This window comes from Reyranella sp. (genome assembly GCF_004297405.1).
GTDB lineage: Bacteria > Pseudomonadota > Alphaproteobacteria > Reyranellales > Reyranellaceae > Reyranella.
The window spans coordinates 247,496-263,703 of the sequence record NZ_SCVC01000032.1 but is presented as its reverse complement, the minus strand read 5'-3'; the positions used below and the strand labels follow the sequence as shown (position 1 = coordinate 263,703).

At 65.9% G+C, this 16,208-nt stretch carries 14 protein-coding genes; 9 read left to right on the top strand and 5 right to left on the bottom strand.

Annotated elements, in window-relative coordinates; genetic code table 11:
• Window positions 1–2: 2 nt before the first annotated feature.
• From EPO50_RS21315 to ggt, 4 genes are read left to right on the top strand one after another with little or no spacing between them, the layout of a single operon-like run.
• Window positions 3–1,082, top strand: a complete 1,080-nt coding sequence (locus EPO50_RS21315; protein ID WP_296347238.1) for an amidohydrolase — start codon at window positions 3–5, stop codon at window positions 1,080–1,082.
• 4 nt (window positions 1,083–1,086) lie between these two features.
• Window positions 1,087–1,668, top strand: coding sequence for a glutathione peroxidase (locus EPO50_RS21310; RefSeq protein WP_296347237.1), 582 nt, complete (start codon window positions 1,087–1,089; stop codon window positions 1,666–1,668).
• Entirely contained in the window at window positions 1,665–2,123 is a 459-nt protein-coding gene (locus EPO50_RS21305; protein WP_296347236.1) for a hypothetical protein, read from the top strand. The genes EPO50_RS21310 and EPO50_RS21305 overlap by 4 nt, the downstream gene beginning before the upstream one ends.
• A gap of 10 nt (window positions 2,124–2,133) precedes the next feature.
• The gene (gene ggt, locus EPO50_RS21300) at window positions 2,134–3,819 is read left to right on the top strand and encodes a gamma-glutamyltransferase (RefSeq protein WP_296347235.1); all 1,686 of its coding nucleotides are present in this window, start codon (window positions 2,134–2,136) and stop codon (window positions 3,817–3,819) included.
• Window positions 3,820–3,852: 33 nt separating this feature from the next.
• On the opposite strand, the gene EPO50_RS21295 is transcribed toward ggt, so the two are convergent.
• Window positions 3,853–4,251 (bottom strand): cupin domain-containing protein, encoded by a 399-nt coding sequence (locus EPO50_RS21295; RefSeq protein WP_296347234.1) that lies wholly within the window; start codon window positions 4,249–4,251, stop codon window positions 3,853–3,855.
• Window positions 4,252–4,356: 105 nt separating this feature from the next.
• Here EPO50_RS21295 and EPO50_RS21290 point away from each other — a divergent pair, with 105 nt between their 5' ends.
• The gene (locus EPO50_RS21290) at window positions 4,357–5,244 is read left to right on the top strand and encodes a LysR family transcriptional regulator (protein WP_296347233.1); all 888 of its coding nucleotides are present in this window, start codon (window positions 4,357–4,359) and stop codon (window positions 5,242–5,244) included.
• Window positions 5,245–5,680: 436 nt separating this feature from the next.
• Here the strand turns inward: EPO50_RS21290 and EPO50_RS21285 are convergent, their stop codons facing one another.
• Complete coding sequence (locus EPO50_RS21285; protein ID WP_296347232.1) at window positions 5,681–6,424, bottom strand: toll/interleukin-1 receptor domain-containing protein; 744 nt, start codon at window positions 6,422–6,424, stop codon at window positions 5,681–5,683.
• Between the two features lie 84 nt (window positions 6,425–6,508).
• Window positions 6,509–7,924, bottom strand: a complete 1,416-nt coding sequence (locus tag EPO50_RS21280) for an 8-oxoguanine deaminase (protein WP_296347230.1) — start codon at window positions 7,922–7,924, stop codon at window positions 6,509–6,511.
• 168 nt (window positions 7,925–8,092) lie between these two features.
• Here EPO50_RS21280 and EPO50_RS21275 point away from each other — a divergent pair, with 168 nt between their 5' ends.
• The 4 genes from EPO50_RS21275 to htpG all read left to right on the top strand — a co-directional run bounded on the left by EPO50_RS21275 (window position 8,093) and on the right by htpG (window position 14,210).
• Window positions 8,093–9,199 carry a hypothetical protein gene (locus EPO50_RS21275; protein WP_296347229.1) on the top strand — a complete coding sequence of 369 codons (1,107 nt, stop codon included), beginning with the start codon at window positions 8,093–8,095 and terminating at the stop codon, window positions 9,197–9,199.
• Between the two features lie 126 nt (window positions 9,200–9,325).
• Window positions 9,326–11,044, top strand: coding sequence for a dihydroxy-acid dehydratase (locus EPO50_RS21270; RefSeq protein WP_296347228.1), 1,719 nt, complete (start codon window positions 9,326–9,328; stop codon window positions 11,042–11,044).
• Window positions 11,045–11,057: 13 nt separating this feature from the next.
• Complete coding sequence (locus EPO50_RS21265) at window positions 11,058–12,218, top strand: phytanoyl-CoA dioxygenase family protein (RefSeq protein ID WP_296347226.1); 1,161 nt, start codon at window positions 11,058–11,060, stop codon at window positions 12,216–12,218.
• A gap of 90 nt (window positions 12,219–12,308) precedes the next feature.
• A complete protein-coding gene (gene htpG, locus EPO50_RS21260) occupies window positions 12,309–14,210 on the top strand; it encodes a molecular chaperone HtpG (protein WP_296347224.1) in 1,902 nt (633 codons plus the stop codon).
• A 4-nt stretch (window positions 14,211–14,214) separates the two neighbouring features.
• On the opposite strand, the gene EPO50_RS21255 is transcribed toward htpG, so the two are convergent.
• Both EPO50_RS21255 and EPO50_RS21250 read right to left on the bottom strand, forming a co-directional pair.
• Window positions 14,215–14,955 (bottom strand): glycoside hydrolase family 25 protein, encoded by a 741-nt coding sequence (locus EPO50_RS21255; protein ID WP_296347222.1) that lies wholly within the window; start codon window positions 14,953–14,955, stop codon window positions 14,215–14,217.
• A 210-nt stretch (window positions 14,956–15,165) separates the two neighbouring features.
• Window positions 15,166–16,188, bottom strand: coding sequence for an NADP-dependent oxidoreductase (locus EPO50_RS21250; protein ID WP_296347220.1), 1,023 nt, complete (start codon window positions 16,186–16,188; stop codon window positions 15,166–15,168).
• Window positions 16,189–16,208: the final 20 nt, after the last annotated feature.

The following is a 16,208-nucleotide window of genomic DNA, read 5'->3' as shown; positions in this document are numbered from 1 at the left end:
GCATGTCCGATCCCCTCGTCCATCCCGCCTCACGCCAGATCATCGTGCGCGAGGACTGGCTGCGGCAGACGCAGGAGCCGATCCTCGAACCGGCGCTGCCGATCGTCGATCCGCATCACCATCTCTGGGCCAAGGACCACGGCGACTACCTCCTGCCGGATCTGCTGGAGGACACCGCCAGCGGCCACGACGTCCGCGGCACGATCTTCGTGCAGTGCGGGGAGATGTATCGCGCCAGCGGGCCAGACGACGAGAAGTCCCTGGGCGAGACGGAGTTCGTCACCGGTGCGGCGGCGATGAGCGCGAGCGGACGTTACGGTCCGACGCGCGCCTGTGCGGGCATCATCGGCATGGTCGACCTGACCCTGGGCGATCGCGTGGCTCCACTGCTCGAGGCACACACTGCTGTTGCCGGCGGACGGTTCTGCGGCATCCGCAACCGCACCGCCTGGCATGCTTCGCCCGAGGTGACCTCCAACCTCGTGACGCCGCCACCGGGCCCGCTCGAACACCCCGCCTTCGCCGATGGCGCGAAGCGTCTCGCCGCGTTCGGATTGCCGCTGGACGTGTGGGCTTATCACACGCAGTTGCCGCATGTGATTGCCCTCGCACGGGCGGTGCCGGAGCTGACGGTCGTCGTCGACCATGTCGGCGGCCCGCTGGGCATCGGCCCCTTCGCCGGCAAGCAGGCTGAGGTGTTCTCCGAATGGAAACGGCGGATGCAGGAGCTGGCCGCACTGCCGAACGTCGTGGTGAAGGTCGGTGGCCTCACCATGTATGTCAGCGGCTTCGATTTCCATCACCGGCCCAAGCCGCCGGGTTCGGAAGAATTGGCGAAGACGTGGCGGCCCTATGTCGAGACCTGCATCGAAGCTTTCGGCCCAAGCCGCTGCATGTTCGAGAGCAACTTCCCGGTCGACAAGGGCATGTGCAGCTACCCGGTCCTGTGGAACGCGCTGAAGCGTCTCGCCGCCGGCGCCGGCGCCGACGAGAAGACCGCGCTGTTCAGCGGGACTGCGATGCGCGTCTACAAACTCGACCGCCTGCCCGCTTCCCTTGCGATCGATCTTTCGTCACCTTGAGGGCATGAAAATCGTCCGCATGCTGGCGTTCGCTTTCCTGGGCGCCCTGGTGTCGGCGGTGTCCGGCGTCATGGGAAGCGCCTGGGCCCAGGCCGGCCGCCAGCCCATCGACTGGTCCACCGTCTCCCTCGACTCGATCGGCGGCGGCCCGCTGCCGACCGGCAATTACAAAGGTCAGGTAGTCCTGCTGGTCAACACGGCGTCGCTGTGCGGCTTCACCGGCCAGTATCGCGGCCTCGAAGCGCTGTGGCGCAAATACAAGGACAAAGGCTTGGTCGTGCTGGGCGTGCCGTCCAACGACTTCGGCGGCCAGGAGCCTGGCTCCAAGGAAGAGATCAAGCGCTTCTGCGAGGCCACGTTCGACGTCACCTTCCCGCTGGCCGACAAGCAGGCGGTCATCGGACCCGACGCCCACCCGCTTTATCGCTGGGCCGCGGCGCAGACGGGGCCGCTCGGCACGCCGAGTTGGAACTTCCACAAGATCCTGATCGGGCGCGACGGCCGGGTGATCGACTGGTTCACGGCCATGAGCGGAGTCGGCCCGAAGCTCGACAGCGCCATCGAGGCTGCTCTTGCCCGCCAATGAGACCGCGATGGTGCATAGCCGCGCTGCTGTTCGTCCTCACTGCAGCCCCTGCTTTCGCACAAGCTGACGATCACGTCTCCGACAGCGATGAACTTATCGGCTACTGCCTCGGCGCCAACACCGAACTGGTCGAACGCTTCCGCAAGATGCAGCTCTGGGGCTGCGGCAACGCGCCGGCGATGGCCTGGTGCCGCGAGGCCAAGAAGAGCGCCCCCGAAGCCATGCGCTACCGCGAGCGGCTGGTGATGCGCTTTGCCCGGGTGTTGTCCGAGAAGGGCCTGCTCGACGTCGAGCAACCCACGGCCGCCCGCAAGAAGCTGAAACAGTTCATCACAGATGGCACGAACGATGCGGAACTCTGTTTCAACGAAAAAGGTGACAGGGACGAAGCCGCCTGCGACCGGCTACAACGTTGCGCCGAAGCCGAGAAGTTGACGGGAATATCGTCGAAGTGAGGACGGGAAGATGAGCAAGTCGAATTGGCGGGACCGTGCAGGCACAAAGTTCACCTGCGAGAAGCAGCCGGCGCACGGCAGCAACGGCATGGTGGTGTCCAACCATCCGCTGGCCTCCGCCGCCGGCATGGAAATGCTGGCCGCCGGCGGCAATGCCGTCGATGCCGCTGTTGCCACGCAGTTCGCGCTCACCGTGGTCGAGCCGATGATGGTCGGGCTCGTCGGCGGCACGACCTGCCACATCCGCCTCGCCGATGGCAGCCATCGCATCCTCGACGGCATGAGCGCCGTGCCGAAGTCCGGCCGCCCCGACATGTACAAGCCCGTGCCCGGCGCCGCGCCCGAGGTCTACGACGTCGAAGGCCAGGAAAATCTCGTCGGCCCGAAATCCGTCGCGACCCCCGGCTCGCTGCGCACCTGGTGCCAGGCGCTCGAGCGCTTCGGCACGATGTCGCTCGCCGACGTGATGCAGCCCGCGATCCGTCACGCCGCGCGCGGCTTTGCCGTGACTCCCTATCTCTCCGATTGCATCCAGAGCGCCGCCTCCGACCTCGCGAAGGACAAGCCGGCCGCCGCCCTCCTCCTGGCCGATGGCGCACCGCTCAAGCCCGGCACGCGCCTCGTCCAGGGCGACTATGCCGAGGCGCTGACACTCGTCTCGAAGCAGGGCGAGAAGGCGCTGCATGGCGGCCCGCTGGGCGACCGGCTGGTCGAGTGCATGGAGAAGACCGGCGGCTTCGTCGCCCGCGCCGACCTCACCGACTACAAGGTGACGGAACGCGCGCCGATCCGCGGCCAGTATCGCGGCTGGGAAATCCTGGGCCCGCCGCCGCCTGCGGCCTCCGGCGTGCACATCACGCAGATGCTGAACATCCTCGAAGGCTACGACATCGCGAGTCTCGGTTTTGGCACCGTCGACACGCTGCACCTTCTGGCCGAAGTGCTGAAGATCGCCTTCGCCGACCGCGCCGAGGCGAGCGGCGATCCGGACTTCGTGAAGGTCCCGGTCGAGCGCATCGTCGCCAAAGCCTATGCCGACGCCCGCCGCTCCGCGCTCGACCTCGCGCGTGCTTCCGCCTGGACCGGCGGCCTCGCGGCAGCGGAAGGCGCGGACACCACGCACCTCACCGTTGCCGACGGCAAAGGCAACGTCGTCTGCACCACGCAGACCATCAACAGCCTGTTCGGCGCGCGCTTCATCGTGCCCGGCACCGGCATGATCCCCAACAACTACATGAACAACTTCGACCCGCGGCCGGGCAACGCGCTCTCGATCGCGCCGGGCAAGCGGGTCACGACCTCGATGTCGCCGGTGATGGCGGCCAAGGACGGCAAGGTGCGCTATGCGCTCGGCCTGCCCGGCGGCCGCAAGATCTTCCCCTCGGCGCTGCAGGCGCTGATCAACCTCATCGACCATGGCATGTCCCTGCAGGAAGCCGTCGAAGCACCGCGCATCTGGACCGAAGGCCCCGTGCTGGAGATCGAGCACGGCATCCCCGAGACCGTCCGCAAGGGCCTCGAAGCGCGCGGCCACAAGCTGCAGATCATGCCGACCGTCGCCGGCGGCATGAACGCGATCCAGTTCCACGACGATGGCAGCATGACCGGCGCCGCCTGCTGGCGCGCGGATGGCGTGGCTGCGGCATTGGGTGGTGGACTGGCGCGGGCGGGCGTGCGGTTCGAGCTGCCGCGCTAGGCCAAACGCCAAGCCAGAACGGGCAACGCCCCCTCAGCCGAAGCGCACGCCGTACTGGCCGGCAATGCCCATCACGTCGTCCGGCGTGAGCGGGCCCTTGGCGGCGGCGCGGTCGAAATGGCGGAACATCTCGGCCGCCTGCACGCCAGGCTGCGCCATGACCAGCAGGCGCACGGTCGCGTCAGTGTCGTTGCGAAAGCCGTGCAGGTCGCCGCGCGCAAAACGCGCGCAAGTGCCGGCGGCCGCTTCGGTCTCGCCGGCTTCGCTGATTAGGGTCAGACGCCCTTCCATGACATAGAGCAGCTCGTCGTCCGCCTCATGGCGGTGCGGCGGCACGAAGTAGCCCGGCGGCACGGGATGCTCGGCGACGAACAGGCCAGCCTCTTCCTTCACGATCATCGGCGCGCCCAGCACATTCAAGGTCTCGCTCATCTCGGTCTCCTCGGTTGAATGACGCGGACGAGGCTAGGCGCACCGCGATGGACCGAGGAGACGGCGGTTCTGGACAGATTGTTCGCCGGGGCGAACAATGGCGGCATGCACGATCTCGCAGGAATCGAGGCCTTCGTGGCCGTGGTCGAGCGCGGCAGCTTCACCGCCGCGGCCAAGACGCTGCAGACCGCCAAGTCTTCGGTAAGCGAAGCGGTGCGCGCACTCGAAGACAGGATGGGCGCGCGCCTGCTGGGGCGCACGACACGCAGCGTCGCGCCGACCGAAGCTGGCGCCACCTTCTATCGCACCTGCCGGCGGCTGCTCGACGAGCTGGCGACGGCGCGCGCCGAAGCGCAGACGCGCCACAAGAGCCCGACCGGCACGCTCAGGGTGGCCGCGCCCGACGGATTTGCGCCGCGCTTCATCGTGCCGGGCCTGTCCTCGTTCCGCGCCGCCCATCCGGCGATCGATATCGACCTGATCGAGGGCGCTTCGGCCGCGCGGCTGGTCGATGAGCGCATCGACCTCGCCATCCGCATCGTCGCGAAGCCCGAGCCCAGCCTCGTCGTGCGCCGCATCGCCACGTCGCGCATCGTCATCGTGGCCGCGCCCTCCTACCTCGCCGCGGCGGGCACGCCGACCGCACCGCGCGACGTCACGCGGCACCAGTTGATCGGCTTCTCGCCGCTCGACTGGCGCGAGAGCTGGCGGCTCGGGAAGGAGACGGTGAAGGTGAAGCCGAAGTTGCTGACCAACGCCACGGAGTCGCTGCGCGCCGCCGCGTTGGCCGGGCTGGGACTGGCCGCCGTGCCGGAATGGCTGGTGGCCGACGCGATCGTGGCGGGCCAGCTCACGACGGTGCTCGACGGCCATCCCGCGCCGGTGGGCGGCGTCTACGCGGTCTATCCGACCAACCGCCTGCTGACGCCGCGCATCCGTACCTTCGTCGACCACCTCGCGCGCGACCTCCGCGCCCGCGGACTGCCGCGATGAATGCCGTGGCCCTGCGCCGATCATGGCCAAGCAGATGCTCGGAGCCGACATGATCCCTCAAGATTACATGAAGACTCTTGACTAGCTCGGCCAGCCCGGCGGTCGCAAATTCTTGCCTTCAGCGATGGAGGCGCTGATCAACCTCATCGACCATGGCATGCCCCTGCAAGACGCTGTTCATTCGGGCCGGCGCGGGGCATCTAGCCCGACATCGTCGTGCGGGCTTAAGTCATCAGACCGCTCTGCTGGGCTCGGCTGATCCTAGGCGACCTTACGATGCATCGGAAAGTTGGCGAAAACGTCTCAAGCTCGAAGAAGCTAGCCGCTTTCCCGGCACCCACGTCTAGCGCGCTGCCACGTCGCTAGCCTAGTTTGGCAAGTCAAGGTCTTCGCTCTAATGCCGGGGTATGTCTGCCGATGACTGGACTGTGGCAGATCAATCTCGCGCCTGCTCGGTTAGTAAGGCGTTAACGAGGGCAATAGGGGCATTCTCCTGACGACCGTCTATAGCGGTTATGATCCCACCGAGGCCCTGCAGCCGACCACCTAGGTCAACTATCACAATCCCTCTCCCCTTCCCTTTCCCCCTCACCTTCAATTTGTTGTAGTGGAGAAGTTGGGTGCGCGTCCAACGAGGGGATAGGCCGGCAAACAGAACAACCCAACCTCCATCCATGGCTTCCTCGATGTTTGCCTCCAAATCTTCCCTAAGAGTCTGACTACTTGCATCCGCGCCCACTATGCTTTGCGCGACACCAAAGCCTGCCTCCACAAGCGCAGCAGAGTAAGGAGCCACGGCTTTCCGGTCCCCGACGTCGAACATGAAATACACAAACGTATCTCTTAGAAATTTATCAAGCTGTTGTGCATCGAAGTCAGACCTATCGACACGGATGTGGCCGATACGCTTTGGCTTCTTGTGTCTGGCTAGTTCCACGGCGTGTCGTTCGCGCTGAACCCATTGGGACCGTTCGGCCGCCTCACTTTCGCAGTACAGGAAGAAGTTGCGCGCAAGTATCTCTCGCTCAATCAGCGGCCAGAATTCTTCTGCATTCGTTAGAGCTACGAGATGGAAAAGAAGGGGAATAGTGTCCTTCTCTTCAAGGTAGTTGCGAACCCGTCGTACCATCTTGATGTCGGCACTAGCATGCGAAACGAAGATTAGCGTCTTGCCGATCATTTTCGCGTGCGCTCCTATCGCTAAGGAAGCGTGGTCGGTCTTGGAAGAAGTAATGCAGGCACGCCCACGTGGCAGAACGTGGGCTCACCCCTCCGCCAGCTTCGCCGCCAACCGATTATGCGTCGCCACGACGGGCGCCATGTCCATCGTGACGATCTCGCCGTCCTTCACCACCACGCGGCCGTTGATCACCGTCGTGCGGGCGGGCTGCGGCGCACAGAAGAGGACGGCGGCGACGGGATCGTGGAGCGCGCCGGCATAGCCGATCGTGTTCAGGTCGAGCGTGAAGAAGTCGGCGCACTTGCCGGGTTCGAGCGAGCCGATGTCGGAGCGGCCGAGAACGCTCGCGCCGCCCAGGGTCGCGAGTTCCAGCGCTTCGCGCGCGGTCATCCATTCCTTGGCGCGCACGGGATGCGACTGCGAGAGGTACATGTACTTGCGCGGCCCCTCGGGCGGCAGCAGGCCGAGCCGCAGCCGCGCCAGCAGCATCGCCTGGCGCGCCTCCATCAGGATGTTGGAGGAGTCGTTGCTGGCCGAACCGTCGACGCCGAGGCCGACCTTCACGCCGGCCGCCATGTACTTCTTGATCGGCGCGATGCCGGAGCCGAGGCGCATGTTCGAGCACGGGCAATGGGCCGCGCCGCAGCCGGTCGCCGCGAACTTCTTGATCTCGTCGTCGTCGACATGGATGGCGTGGGCGAACCACACATCCTCGCCCAGCCAGCCGAGCGACTCCATCCAGTCGACGGGGCGCAACTGGAAGCGCTCCAGGGTGAAGCGCTCCTCGTCGAGGGTCTCGCAGAGATGGGTGTGCAGCTTCACCTTGTAGTGCCGCGCCAGCTTCGCCGTCTCGGTGAGCAGCGAGGTCGTGACGGAGAACGGCGAGCACGGCGCCAGCACGATCTGGGTCATCGAGCCCGTGCTGGCGTCGTGATACTTCTCGATGACCCTCTGGCTGTCCTTCAGGATGAAGGGCTCCTCCTCCACGCAATCGTCCGGCGGCAGCCCGCCCTTGGATTCGCCGAGCGACATCGACCCGCGGCTGGCATGGAAGCGCACGCCGATGTCCCGCGCCGCCTCGATCTGGCAATCGACGTTGTTGCCGTTCTTGAAGACGTAGGAATGGTCGAAGACCGTGGTGCAGCCGGAGAGCGCCAGCTCGGCGAGGCCGACCAGCGTGCTGGCGCGCGAGGCTTCCGGCGTCGTCCGCGCCCAGACGCGATAGAGCGCCTTCAGCCAGGGGAAGAGGTTGTTGTCCTGCGCGCCCGGGAAGTTGCGGGTGAGCGTCTGGTTGAGGTGGTGGTGGGTGTTGACGAAGCCCGGCAGGCAGATCTGGCCGGTGAGGTCGATCACGGTGTCGGCAGTGGCCGGCAGTTCCTCGTTGGGGCCGACCTTCTTCAGGATGCCGTCCTCGGCATAGAGCCCGGCGTTCTTCAGCTCCCGACGCCCACCGTCCATGGTGACGAGGACGGACGCATTCTTTGCCAGCAGCGTCGCCATTTTTCGCGAATCCCACCCAGTTCCAGCCCGGGCCAGAATAGGCAATGCAATCGATTGCACCAGCGGAGAATGGTGAATGGCCCGGCTCAGGTCACAGCGGTGCCACTGGGCCAATCCGGCTCGCCTCGGATACGGTGTCGCGGCAACAAACCGTATGCGGAGAGCAGAATGGCCAAGCTGCAAATGGGACGACGCGCGATTGCGGCTGTCGTCGCGGCCGCCGCCGCGGCAGCGGCCCCCCTGCGTGGCGCACGCGCCCAGGATCGCCCCGGCCAGTCACCCGGGGGCCAGTCACCCGGGGGCCACTCGCCCGGGGCAGGTCGCCCGCCTCCGGAGGGTGGCCGCGACCGCGGCGGACTCATCTGGGCCCGCAACGAGTCCGAATTCGCCCAGGCGCTCCAGAGCGGCGCGGACGACGGCTACGTTCCCATGTTCGACCCACGCACCCAGGTCACGCTGACCAAAACCATCACCGTGCGGCAGAAAAGTAACGACGGAAGCCCCTGGGGCGCCAACGGCAACTTCGCCAGGGTCAACTGGGAGGGTCCCGCCAATGCCGACATGATCGTCTATCGCGGCGTGAAGGGCGTGCAGAACCGTGGGCTGTTCCTCGAGAAGTTTTCTCTGTCCGGCAACGGCTACAAAGGCACCCCGTGCGGCGCCTGCCTGAAGCTCTATGCACCGGATGGCGATGAGGGCGCGCTCTACAAGTTCACCTTGCGCGACATCTACACCTCCTACGGCACCTACGGCATCGTGCTGCAGGGCGCGGTGTTCGAGGGCATGTGCGAGAACGTCCACGGCGAGAATCACCGCAAGGACGGCATGCTCATGCAGCACACCAACGTCCGTCGGGACAATCGCGGCATCGTTTCCAACATCCAGCTGATCCACCCGAACATGAGCCGCAACATGGGCGCGGGCGTGCGATCGGTCTATTCCTGCAATGCGGTCTTCGGTTCGTTCATTCTCAATGCCGAGGGCGGCATCGTCGCACCGGACGGGCTGCGGGTCGGCTTTGCCAACAACGGAGAGAACACGGGCGAAGCCGTCTATGTCGTGCCGAGCAACGGCTACGGGTCCAACATCCTCTACAGCGAAGGCTCGACGGACGGCTCTACCCATGCCCGCGAGTTCGTCGATGGCCAATGGAAGAGCGTCGGCAAGCCGCAACTGTATCTGTTGTCCCGGGGCGCAGGCGTCAACGAGACCGGCAATCATGTTGCGACCTACGGCAATGCGGTCGGCAATCGCGCCATTCGAACCGTCAAGTAGGGCGACGGCGCTCGGCGCCTGATGGCCATCCGCAGAGCGGGAGTCGCCCACGACAGGGTTTGGTCGTCGCGTCGCGGCCGGGCTATCGTCGGCGGGCTTCGATCCCTCAGGAAACGCCCACTCGCCATGACCCAAGACAGCAGCACCTACTGGAAGAAATCGCGCGTCGAGCTGCGCGCCGCCGGGTTCGATCCGGACCGCACGGCCAAGACCACGGCGGTGGTCACCATCGCCAGTGCCTGGACGAACGCACATCGCTGCAACAACCGGGTGCGCGGCATCGCCGACCTGCTGGTCGAGCTGCTGGCGGAGCGCGGCGGACAGGGCCTGGTCGTCGGTGCGCCGGCGGTATCGGATGCCTTGACCCAGGGAACGCCGACGGCGGGCTATAGCCTCGTCTCCCGCGACGTGGTCGCCGACTGCTTCGAGATCGGCCACTACGCCCATCACGGCGATGCAATGATCGTAATCTCCGGCTGCGACAAGACCGGCGCGGCCGCGCTGATGCCGCTGGCGCGCACCAACGCCTTCGGGCTGGTGCTCTATCCTGGCACCAGCTCGCCGGGCAAGGTGAGCTTCGAGCCGTGGGCGTCCAAGGGCACCAACCTCACCATCATGGACTATGCCGAAGGCCGCGCCGCCCAGGAGGCCGGCCGCATCTCCGCCGCGGAGCTGGTCGAGCTGGAGCGCAATGTCATGCCGGGCAGCGGCACCTGCGGCGCGATGTTCACGGCCAACACGATGAGCACGACTGCCGAAGCGATCGGCATGATGCTGCCGCGCGGCGCCTCGCATCCCGCCGACTACGAGGCGGGCAGCGACATCCACGCAGATGTGCGGGCGCAGGCACGCGCGTCGGTCGAGGCACTCTACCGGCTGATGGAGGCCGGCATCCGGCCGCGCGACATCATGACGGAGCGCGCCTTCGAGAATGCCATCACGACGGTCTATGCGATGGGCGGCTCGACCAACATGTATCTCCACCTGCTCGCCATCGCGCGGGCGGCCGAGGTGCCGCTCACCATCGAGCGCATCCAGCAGATCGGCGAGCGGGTGCCGCTGATCAGTAACCTGCAGCCGCACGGCCCCTATGCGATGACGAGCCTGCATGCGATCGGCGGGGTGCCGGTCGTGATGAAGGAGCTGCTGCGCGCGGGCCTGCTGCACGGCGACGTGATGACGGTCACCGGCAAGACGCTGGCGGAGAATTTGGCCGCGACGCCGACGCTGGAGGAGATCGCCAAGCAGGACATCGTCCGTCCGGTCAGCCGGCCAGTTGCGCCGGCCAACAACCACATCAGCGTGCTGCGCGGCAACATCGCGCCAGAAAGCTGCGTGCTGAAGCTCTCGGGCAAGACCCTGGAAAAAAGCGAGTTCCGCGGCACGGCCAAGGTGTTCGACTCCGAGGCCGACACGATGAAGGCGATCCGCGCCGGCGAGATCAAGCCCGGCACCGTGATCGTAGTGCGCAATGTCGGCCCCGTGGGCGGACCGGGCATGCCCGAGATGGTGATGCTCACCATCCAGCTCCAGGGACGCGGGCTGGGCGAGGACGTGGCGCTGATCACCGATGGCCGCTTCTCCGGCGTGAGCCACGGGATCCTGATTGGCCACATCTCACCCGAAGCGGCGCGCGGCGGACCGATTGCGGCGGTGCGCGACGGCGATACGATCGTGATCGATCCCGGCAAGCGGACCTTGAACGTCGAGCTGTCGGATGCCGAGATCGCCCAACGCATGGCCGAATGGCGGGCGCCCGATCCAGCGGGGCGGCTGCGGCCGGGTTCGGTGCACGACAAGTACGTCCGGCTGGTATCGTCGGCGCACTATGGCTGCGTGGTCTGAGGGAGGGCGAGAGATGGACACGATTACAACGACGACACTCAGCGCCGCCGACCATGCGCAGGTGATGGCCGAATACAGTCGGGCCGGCGAAGCGCGTGCCCGGGCGCTGGGCAATCGCGGACCGATCCGCTTCGGCGCCGACGGCAAGCTCGACCCGGCGATCCTCGACGCTTACTGGACGAACGGCTTCTACGTGTTCGAGGGCACAGTCGATCCGGAGGAGCTGGCGGAGCTGCGCGCCGATGTCGAAGACGTGCTGGCGCGCGCCCCGGCCGAGCCCGGCTCGTCAGTGGACCGCAATGGCCGTCCGGCGCTGGGCGAGGGAATCATCAAGCCGCCTTATCGCTTGGCCAAGCCGTTGAGCGATTCGCTCGGTGGGACGACGAAGAACAACGGACGGCATCCCGTCGCCATGGAGCAGCCGACGCTGGGCAAAGACGGCCCAGCCTGGACCGTGGAACTGCTCGACGGCAACCTGCACCTGATGGATGCCTGCCTGCGGCTCTACGGCCATCCGGGGCTGCTGGCCGTCGCCGCGGCGATCAACGGCGACGATTTCGTGCCCTACAACGAGGTGACCTTCGTCAAGGAGGCCGGCCTCGGCCCGTCGGTAGCCTGGCACCAGGACGGCACGACCCACTGGGATGCCGCCGACTGGGACCCCGGCGCGCACGGCTTCAATTTCATGACCCAGCTCTATCCTAGCACGGCCGGCAATTGCGTCTGGGTGCTGCCGGGCAGCCACAAGCTCGGCAAGGCGGACATCAAGAAGCTGGCGGCCGAGAGCGGCTCAGACCGGCTGGACGGCGCCGTGCCCATGCTGAGCGGCGCGGGTGACACGATCATCACCAACCGTCAGCTCCTGCACGGATCGTTCGCCAATTCGTCGCCCGATCGCCGCATCACGCTCAATGCGGGATTCTTCCCGCGGCGTCGCGTGCTGGGCGTGACGACTCGCCGGCTGACCGGTGTGGTCGAGACCTACACCGAGGAGCGCATTGCCGAACGCTCCCGCATTATCCAGCTCGCCATCGACGCCCGTCGGCAGCGGTTCCCGCACGAGCGCGCTTACGACTACCGCCCCCTGGCGGGCCAGGAAGACCAGAATCGCTGGACCGAGGCAGCCCGCGAGGCGCTGCTGAAGAACTACAATCAGCGTGATATGTTCATCTAGGCAGGACGGGGCCGCAAAGACGGCCCTTGTCCGCCCCGCCCTCTGTCCTATATCCACCGCCGACAATTCACCTACGTCGGATGGCAGGGAATGAACGGAGACACCGGGACCGCGCAGTCGCATCAGTTCCAGGCCGAAGTGGCCGAACTGCTGAACCTGATGGTGCATTCGGTCTATTCGGAGACCGATGTTTTCCTGCGGGAGCTGATCTCCAACGCGTCCGACGCCTGCGACAAGGTCCGCTACGAGGCGATCGCTAACCCCGCGCTACTGGCTGGCGACGAGCGGCTCGCCATTCGCCTCAAGCCGGATGCCGCCGCCAAGACCCTCACCATCGCCGACAATGGCATCGGCATGGACCGGCAGGAGCTGATCGACAATCTCGGCACGGTGGCGCGGTCCGGCACAAAGGCCTTCCTGAAGGGCCTGAAGGACGCCAAGGACGGGCTGGGGCTGATCGGCCAGTTCGGCGTCGGCTTCTATGCTGCGTTCATGGTCGCCGACCGCATCGACGTGACCAGCCGCCGCGCAGGCTCCTCGGAAGCCTGGGTCTGGACCTCCACCGGCGGAGCGGGCTTCGACGTGGCACCGACCAGTACCGAGCAGGCCGGCCGTGTGTCGCGCGGCACCGAGATCGTGCTGCACCTGAAGGAAGATGCGGCACGCTACCTGCAGGCCTACGAGCTGGAGCGGGTCGTACGCACCTACTCCGACCACATCCTCTTCCCCATCGAGCTGATCGACGAGAAGGGTGAGGCACGGCAGGTCAACGCCGCCAGCGCCCTTTGGCAGCGCTCGAAGTCCGAGGTGAAGCCCGAGGATTACACGCAGGCCTATCGCTCGATCGCGATGGCGTTCGACGAGCCGGCGCTCACGCTGCACTACAAGGTCGAGGGCCGGCAGTCCTATGCCGTGCTGCTGTTCATGCCAACGACCCCGCCCTTCGACCTGACCGACCCTGCCCGCAAGGGCCGCGTGAAGCTTTATGTCCGGCGCGTCTACATCACCGACGATGCCGAGCTGCTGCCTGCCTATCTGCGCTTCGTGCGCGGCGTGGTGGACAGCGAAGACCTGCCGCTCAACCTCTCGCGCGAGATGCTGCAGAACAATCCGCAGGTGAAGCAGATCCGCAGCGGTTTGATCGGTCGCGTGCTGGGCGAGCTTGAGAGTGCGGCGACCAAGGAAACGGAGAAATACGAGAAGGTCTGGCAGGCCTTCGGCCCCGTGCTCAAGGAAGGCCTCTACGAGGATCAGGAGCGCCGCAGCCAGCTTCTCGCCCTGGCGCGCTTTGCCAGCACGGCCAGCGGTGAAAAGCTGCGCTCGCTGAAGGACTATGTCGCGGACCTGAAGCCCAACCAGACCGAAATCTACTATCTGGTCGGCGAAAGCATGGACCGTTTGAAGTCGAACCCCAAGCTGGAGGCAGCCCGCGCCCGCGGCATCGAGGTCCTGCTGCTGACCGATCCGATCGACGCTTTCTGGACGACCCTGCCCCAGGAATTCGACGGCAAGCCTTTGAAGTCGCTGAGCCAGGGCGATGTCGATTTCGGCCTCGTCCCGCTCGTGGACAAGACTGACGACAAGTCGGCCGACGACAAGACGGATACCGCCAGCGACGAGGCGATCCTGAGTGCTGTGAAAGAGGTGCTGGGCGACAAGGTCGCCGATGTGCGGCCCTCGCAGCGCCTGACCGAGAGCGCTTCTTGCCTCGTGGCCGATGTGCAAGGCCGGGATCGCGAACTGGAGCGCCTGCTGGCACGCCAGAACCGCGGCGGCAGCACCAAGCCGATCCTCGAGCTAAACATGAAGCATGCGCTGGTGCGTCTGCTGGGCGCCGCCAAGACCGCTGGACAGGAGCAGGATGTCGGCGACCTGGCGAGCCTGCTTCTCGACCAGGCGCATATCCTCGACGGCGAGATCCCGTCCGACCCAGCGGCTTTCACCAAGCGACTGAACGCCTTCGTGGTGCGCAGCCTCGAGTCGAAGGGATAGCCCGTCAGGTCGCGCGGCCGCCGCTTCGCCAGTAGCGATAGAGCGTCGCCTCGTCGCCCTTGAACAGGTTGCGGTCGCAATGGGAGATGCCTGGAATGGCCCGCGGCGTTGAGCCGTAGGCCGCGTCCGCCTCGGTCTCGTCGGCGACGTACTGCCAGAGGCGCCAGCCCTTGTTGGCCCAAGCGTAGGGAACTTCCGGCTGCTCGCGATAGTCGGCCAGCCACAGGTCGCAACGCGCCAACACCGAGCTGGGCGACACGGCCTGGCCCAGGCTGAGACGGTGCTTGCCGAAGCGCTCACCGTTGGCCCAGGCCGGGTGGGAATAGAGAAGCGGCAGCCGACCGGTCTGCTGGTAGACGACCTGTACGAAGGCTTCGGCCTGAGCGACCTGCATCGTGTTGCGCGGGTTGCGCTCATTCGGTTCGAGATCGAGCGCAAGCAGGGTCTGAGGGCCCGGTCGCGCGATGGCGAGGAAAGCCATGGCCTGATCGGAACCGGAATATTGTCTGGTGCCGAAGTGATAGGCGCCCCACAGCAACCCTGTCTGCTCGGCCTGGTTTCGCCGCGACGAATAGGAGGGATCGATCCAGTCGCCGCCCTCGGTGCATTTGTGGATGACGCCCAGGATGCCACTGCGCCGCACGGCACGGAAGTCGCTGACCGTGACGTTGTGGCTGATGTCGATTACCGCATCCAGCCCCTCGACGGCGGGACGATAGCTCTCGCCGGAGCCAGGTGCCGGCATATAAGACGCCGCAGACAAAGGTGCCGGACGTTGACCGCACCCCGCCAGGGCAGGTGCTGACAAACCGGCCAGCCCGCCCAACATCAACCTACGAGATATCATTCAGGCTTCATTCCCACCGAACGAGGTCGCTTTCTTCTTTTACCACGTGCGTCCGTGGAAAGGGAGAATGCACACCGCCGCAGCGACGTAATTTGCCGAACTCCGTGATCACGATCGCGTCGGATCGTCCGAGACCTGCACCAGGAGCTTGCCGAAGTTCTTGCCCTTGAGCAGACCCATGAAGGCCTGCGGGGTATTCTCGATGCCCTTCACGACGTCCTCGCGATACTTGATCTTCCCGGCCTTCATTGCCGCCGGCACTTCCTTCCAGAAACCGTCCATCTGGTTGAAGTGATCCGAGACGATGAAGCCCGTCACCGTGGCGCGCTTGATCAGCAAGAGGCGCCAGTCGGGACCAGGATTCATCTGCATCTCGTTGTATTGCGAGATCAGGCCACAGAGGGGAACGCGCGCGAAGTCGTTGAGCTGCGGCACGACCGCCGCCTGGACGGCACCGCCGACATTCTCGAAATAGATGTCGATGCCCTTGGGCGCCGCCGCACGCAGCTCCTTGTGGAGGTTGGCGCCGGCCGCGCGATAGTCGACGCAGGCGTCGAAGCCCAGTTCCTGCACGACATAGTCGCACTTGTCCTTGCCGCCGGCGATGCCGACCGCGCGGCAGCCCCTCAACTTGGCGAGCTGCCCGACCACCGATCCCACGGCGCCCGACGCAGCGGAAACCACGACGGTCTCGCCTGCCTTGGGCTTGCCGATCTCCATGAGGCCCCACCAGGCCGTCATGCCCGGCATGCCGAGCACGGAGAGGGCCGTCGAGAGGGGCGCGATGGCCGGATCGAGCTTCATGACGCCCGCGCCGTTGGAGACGGCATAGCTCTGCCAGCCCGAATACTCGACGACATAGTCGCCTTCCTTGAACTTCGGATTCTTCGACTTCACGACCTGGCCCACCGTGCCGCCGACCATCGGATCGCCCAGGTTGACGTTGGCCGCGTAGCCTTTCGCTTCGGCCATGCGGCCGCGCATGTAGGGGTCGAGCGACAGCCAGATCGTGCGCGAGAGATACTCGCCATCCTTGGGCTCGGGGATCGACACCTCGTCGATCGCGAAATTGGCGTCGGTCGGTTCGCCCTGCGGGCGCGAGTTCAAGAGCACGCGACGATTGCTGGCCATGGAATCCTCCCAATCTTTGC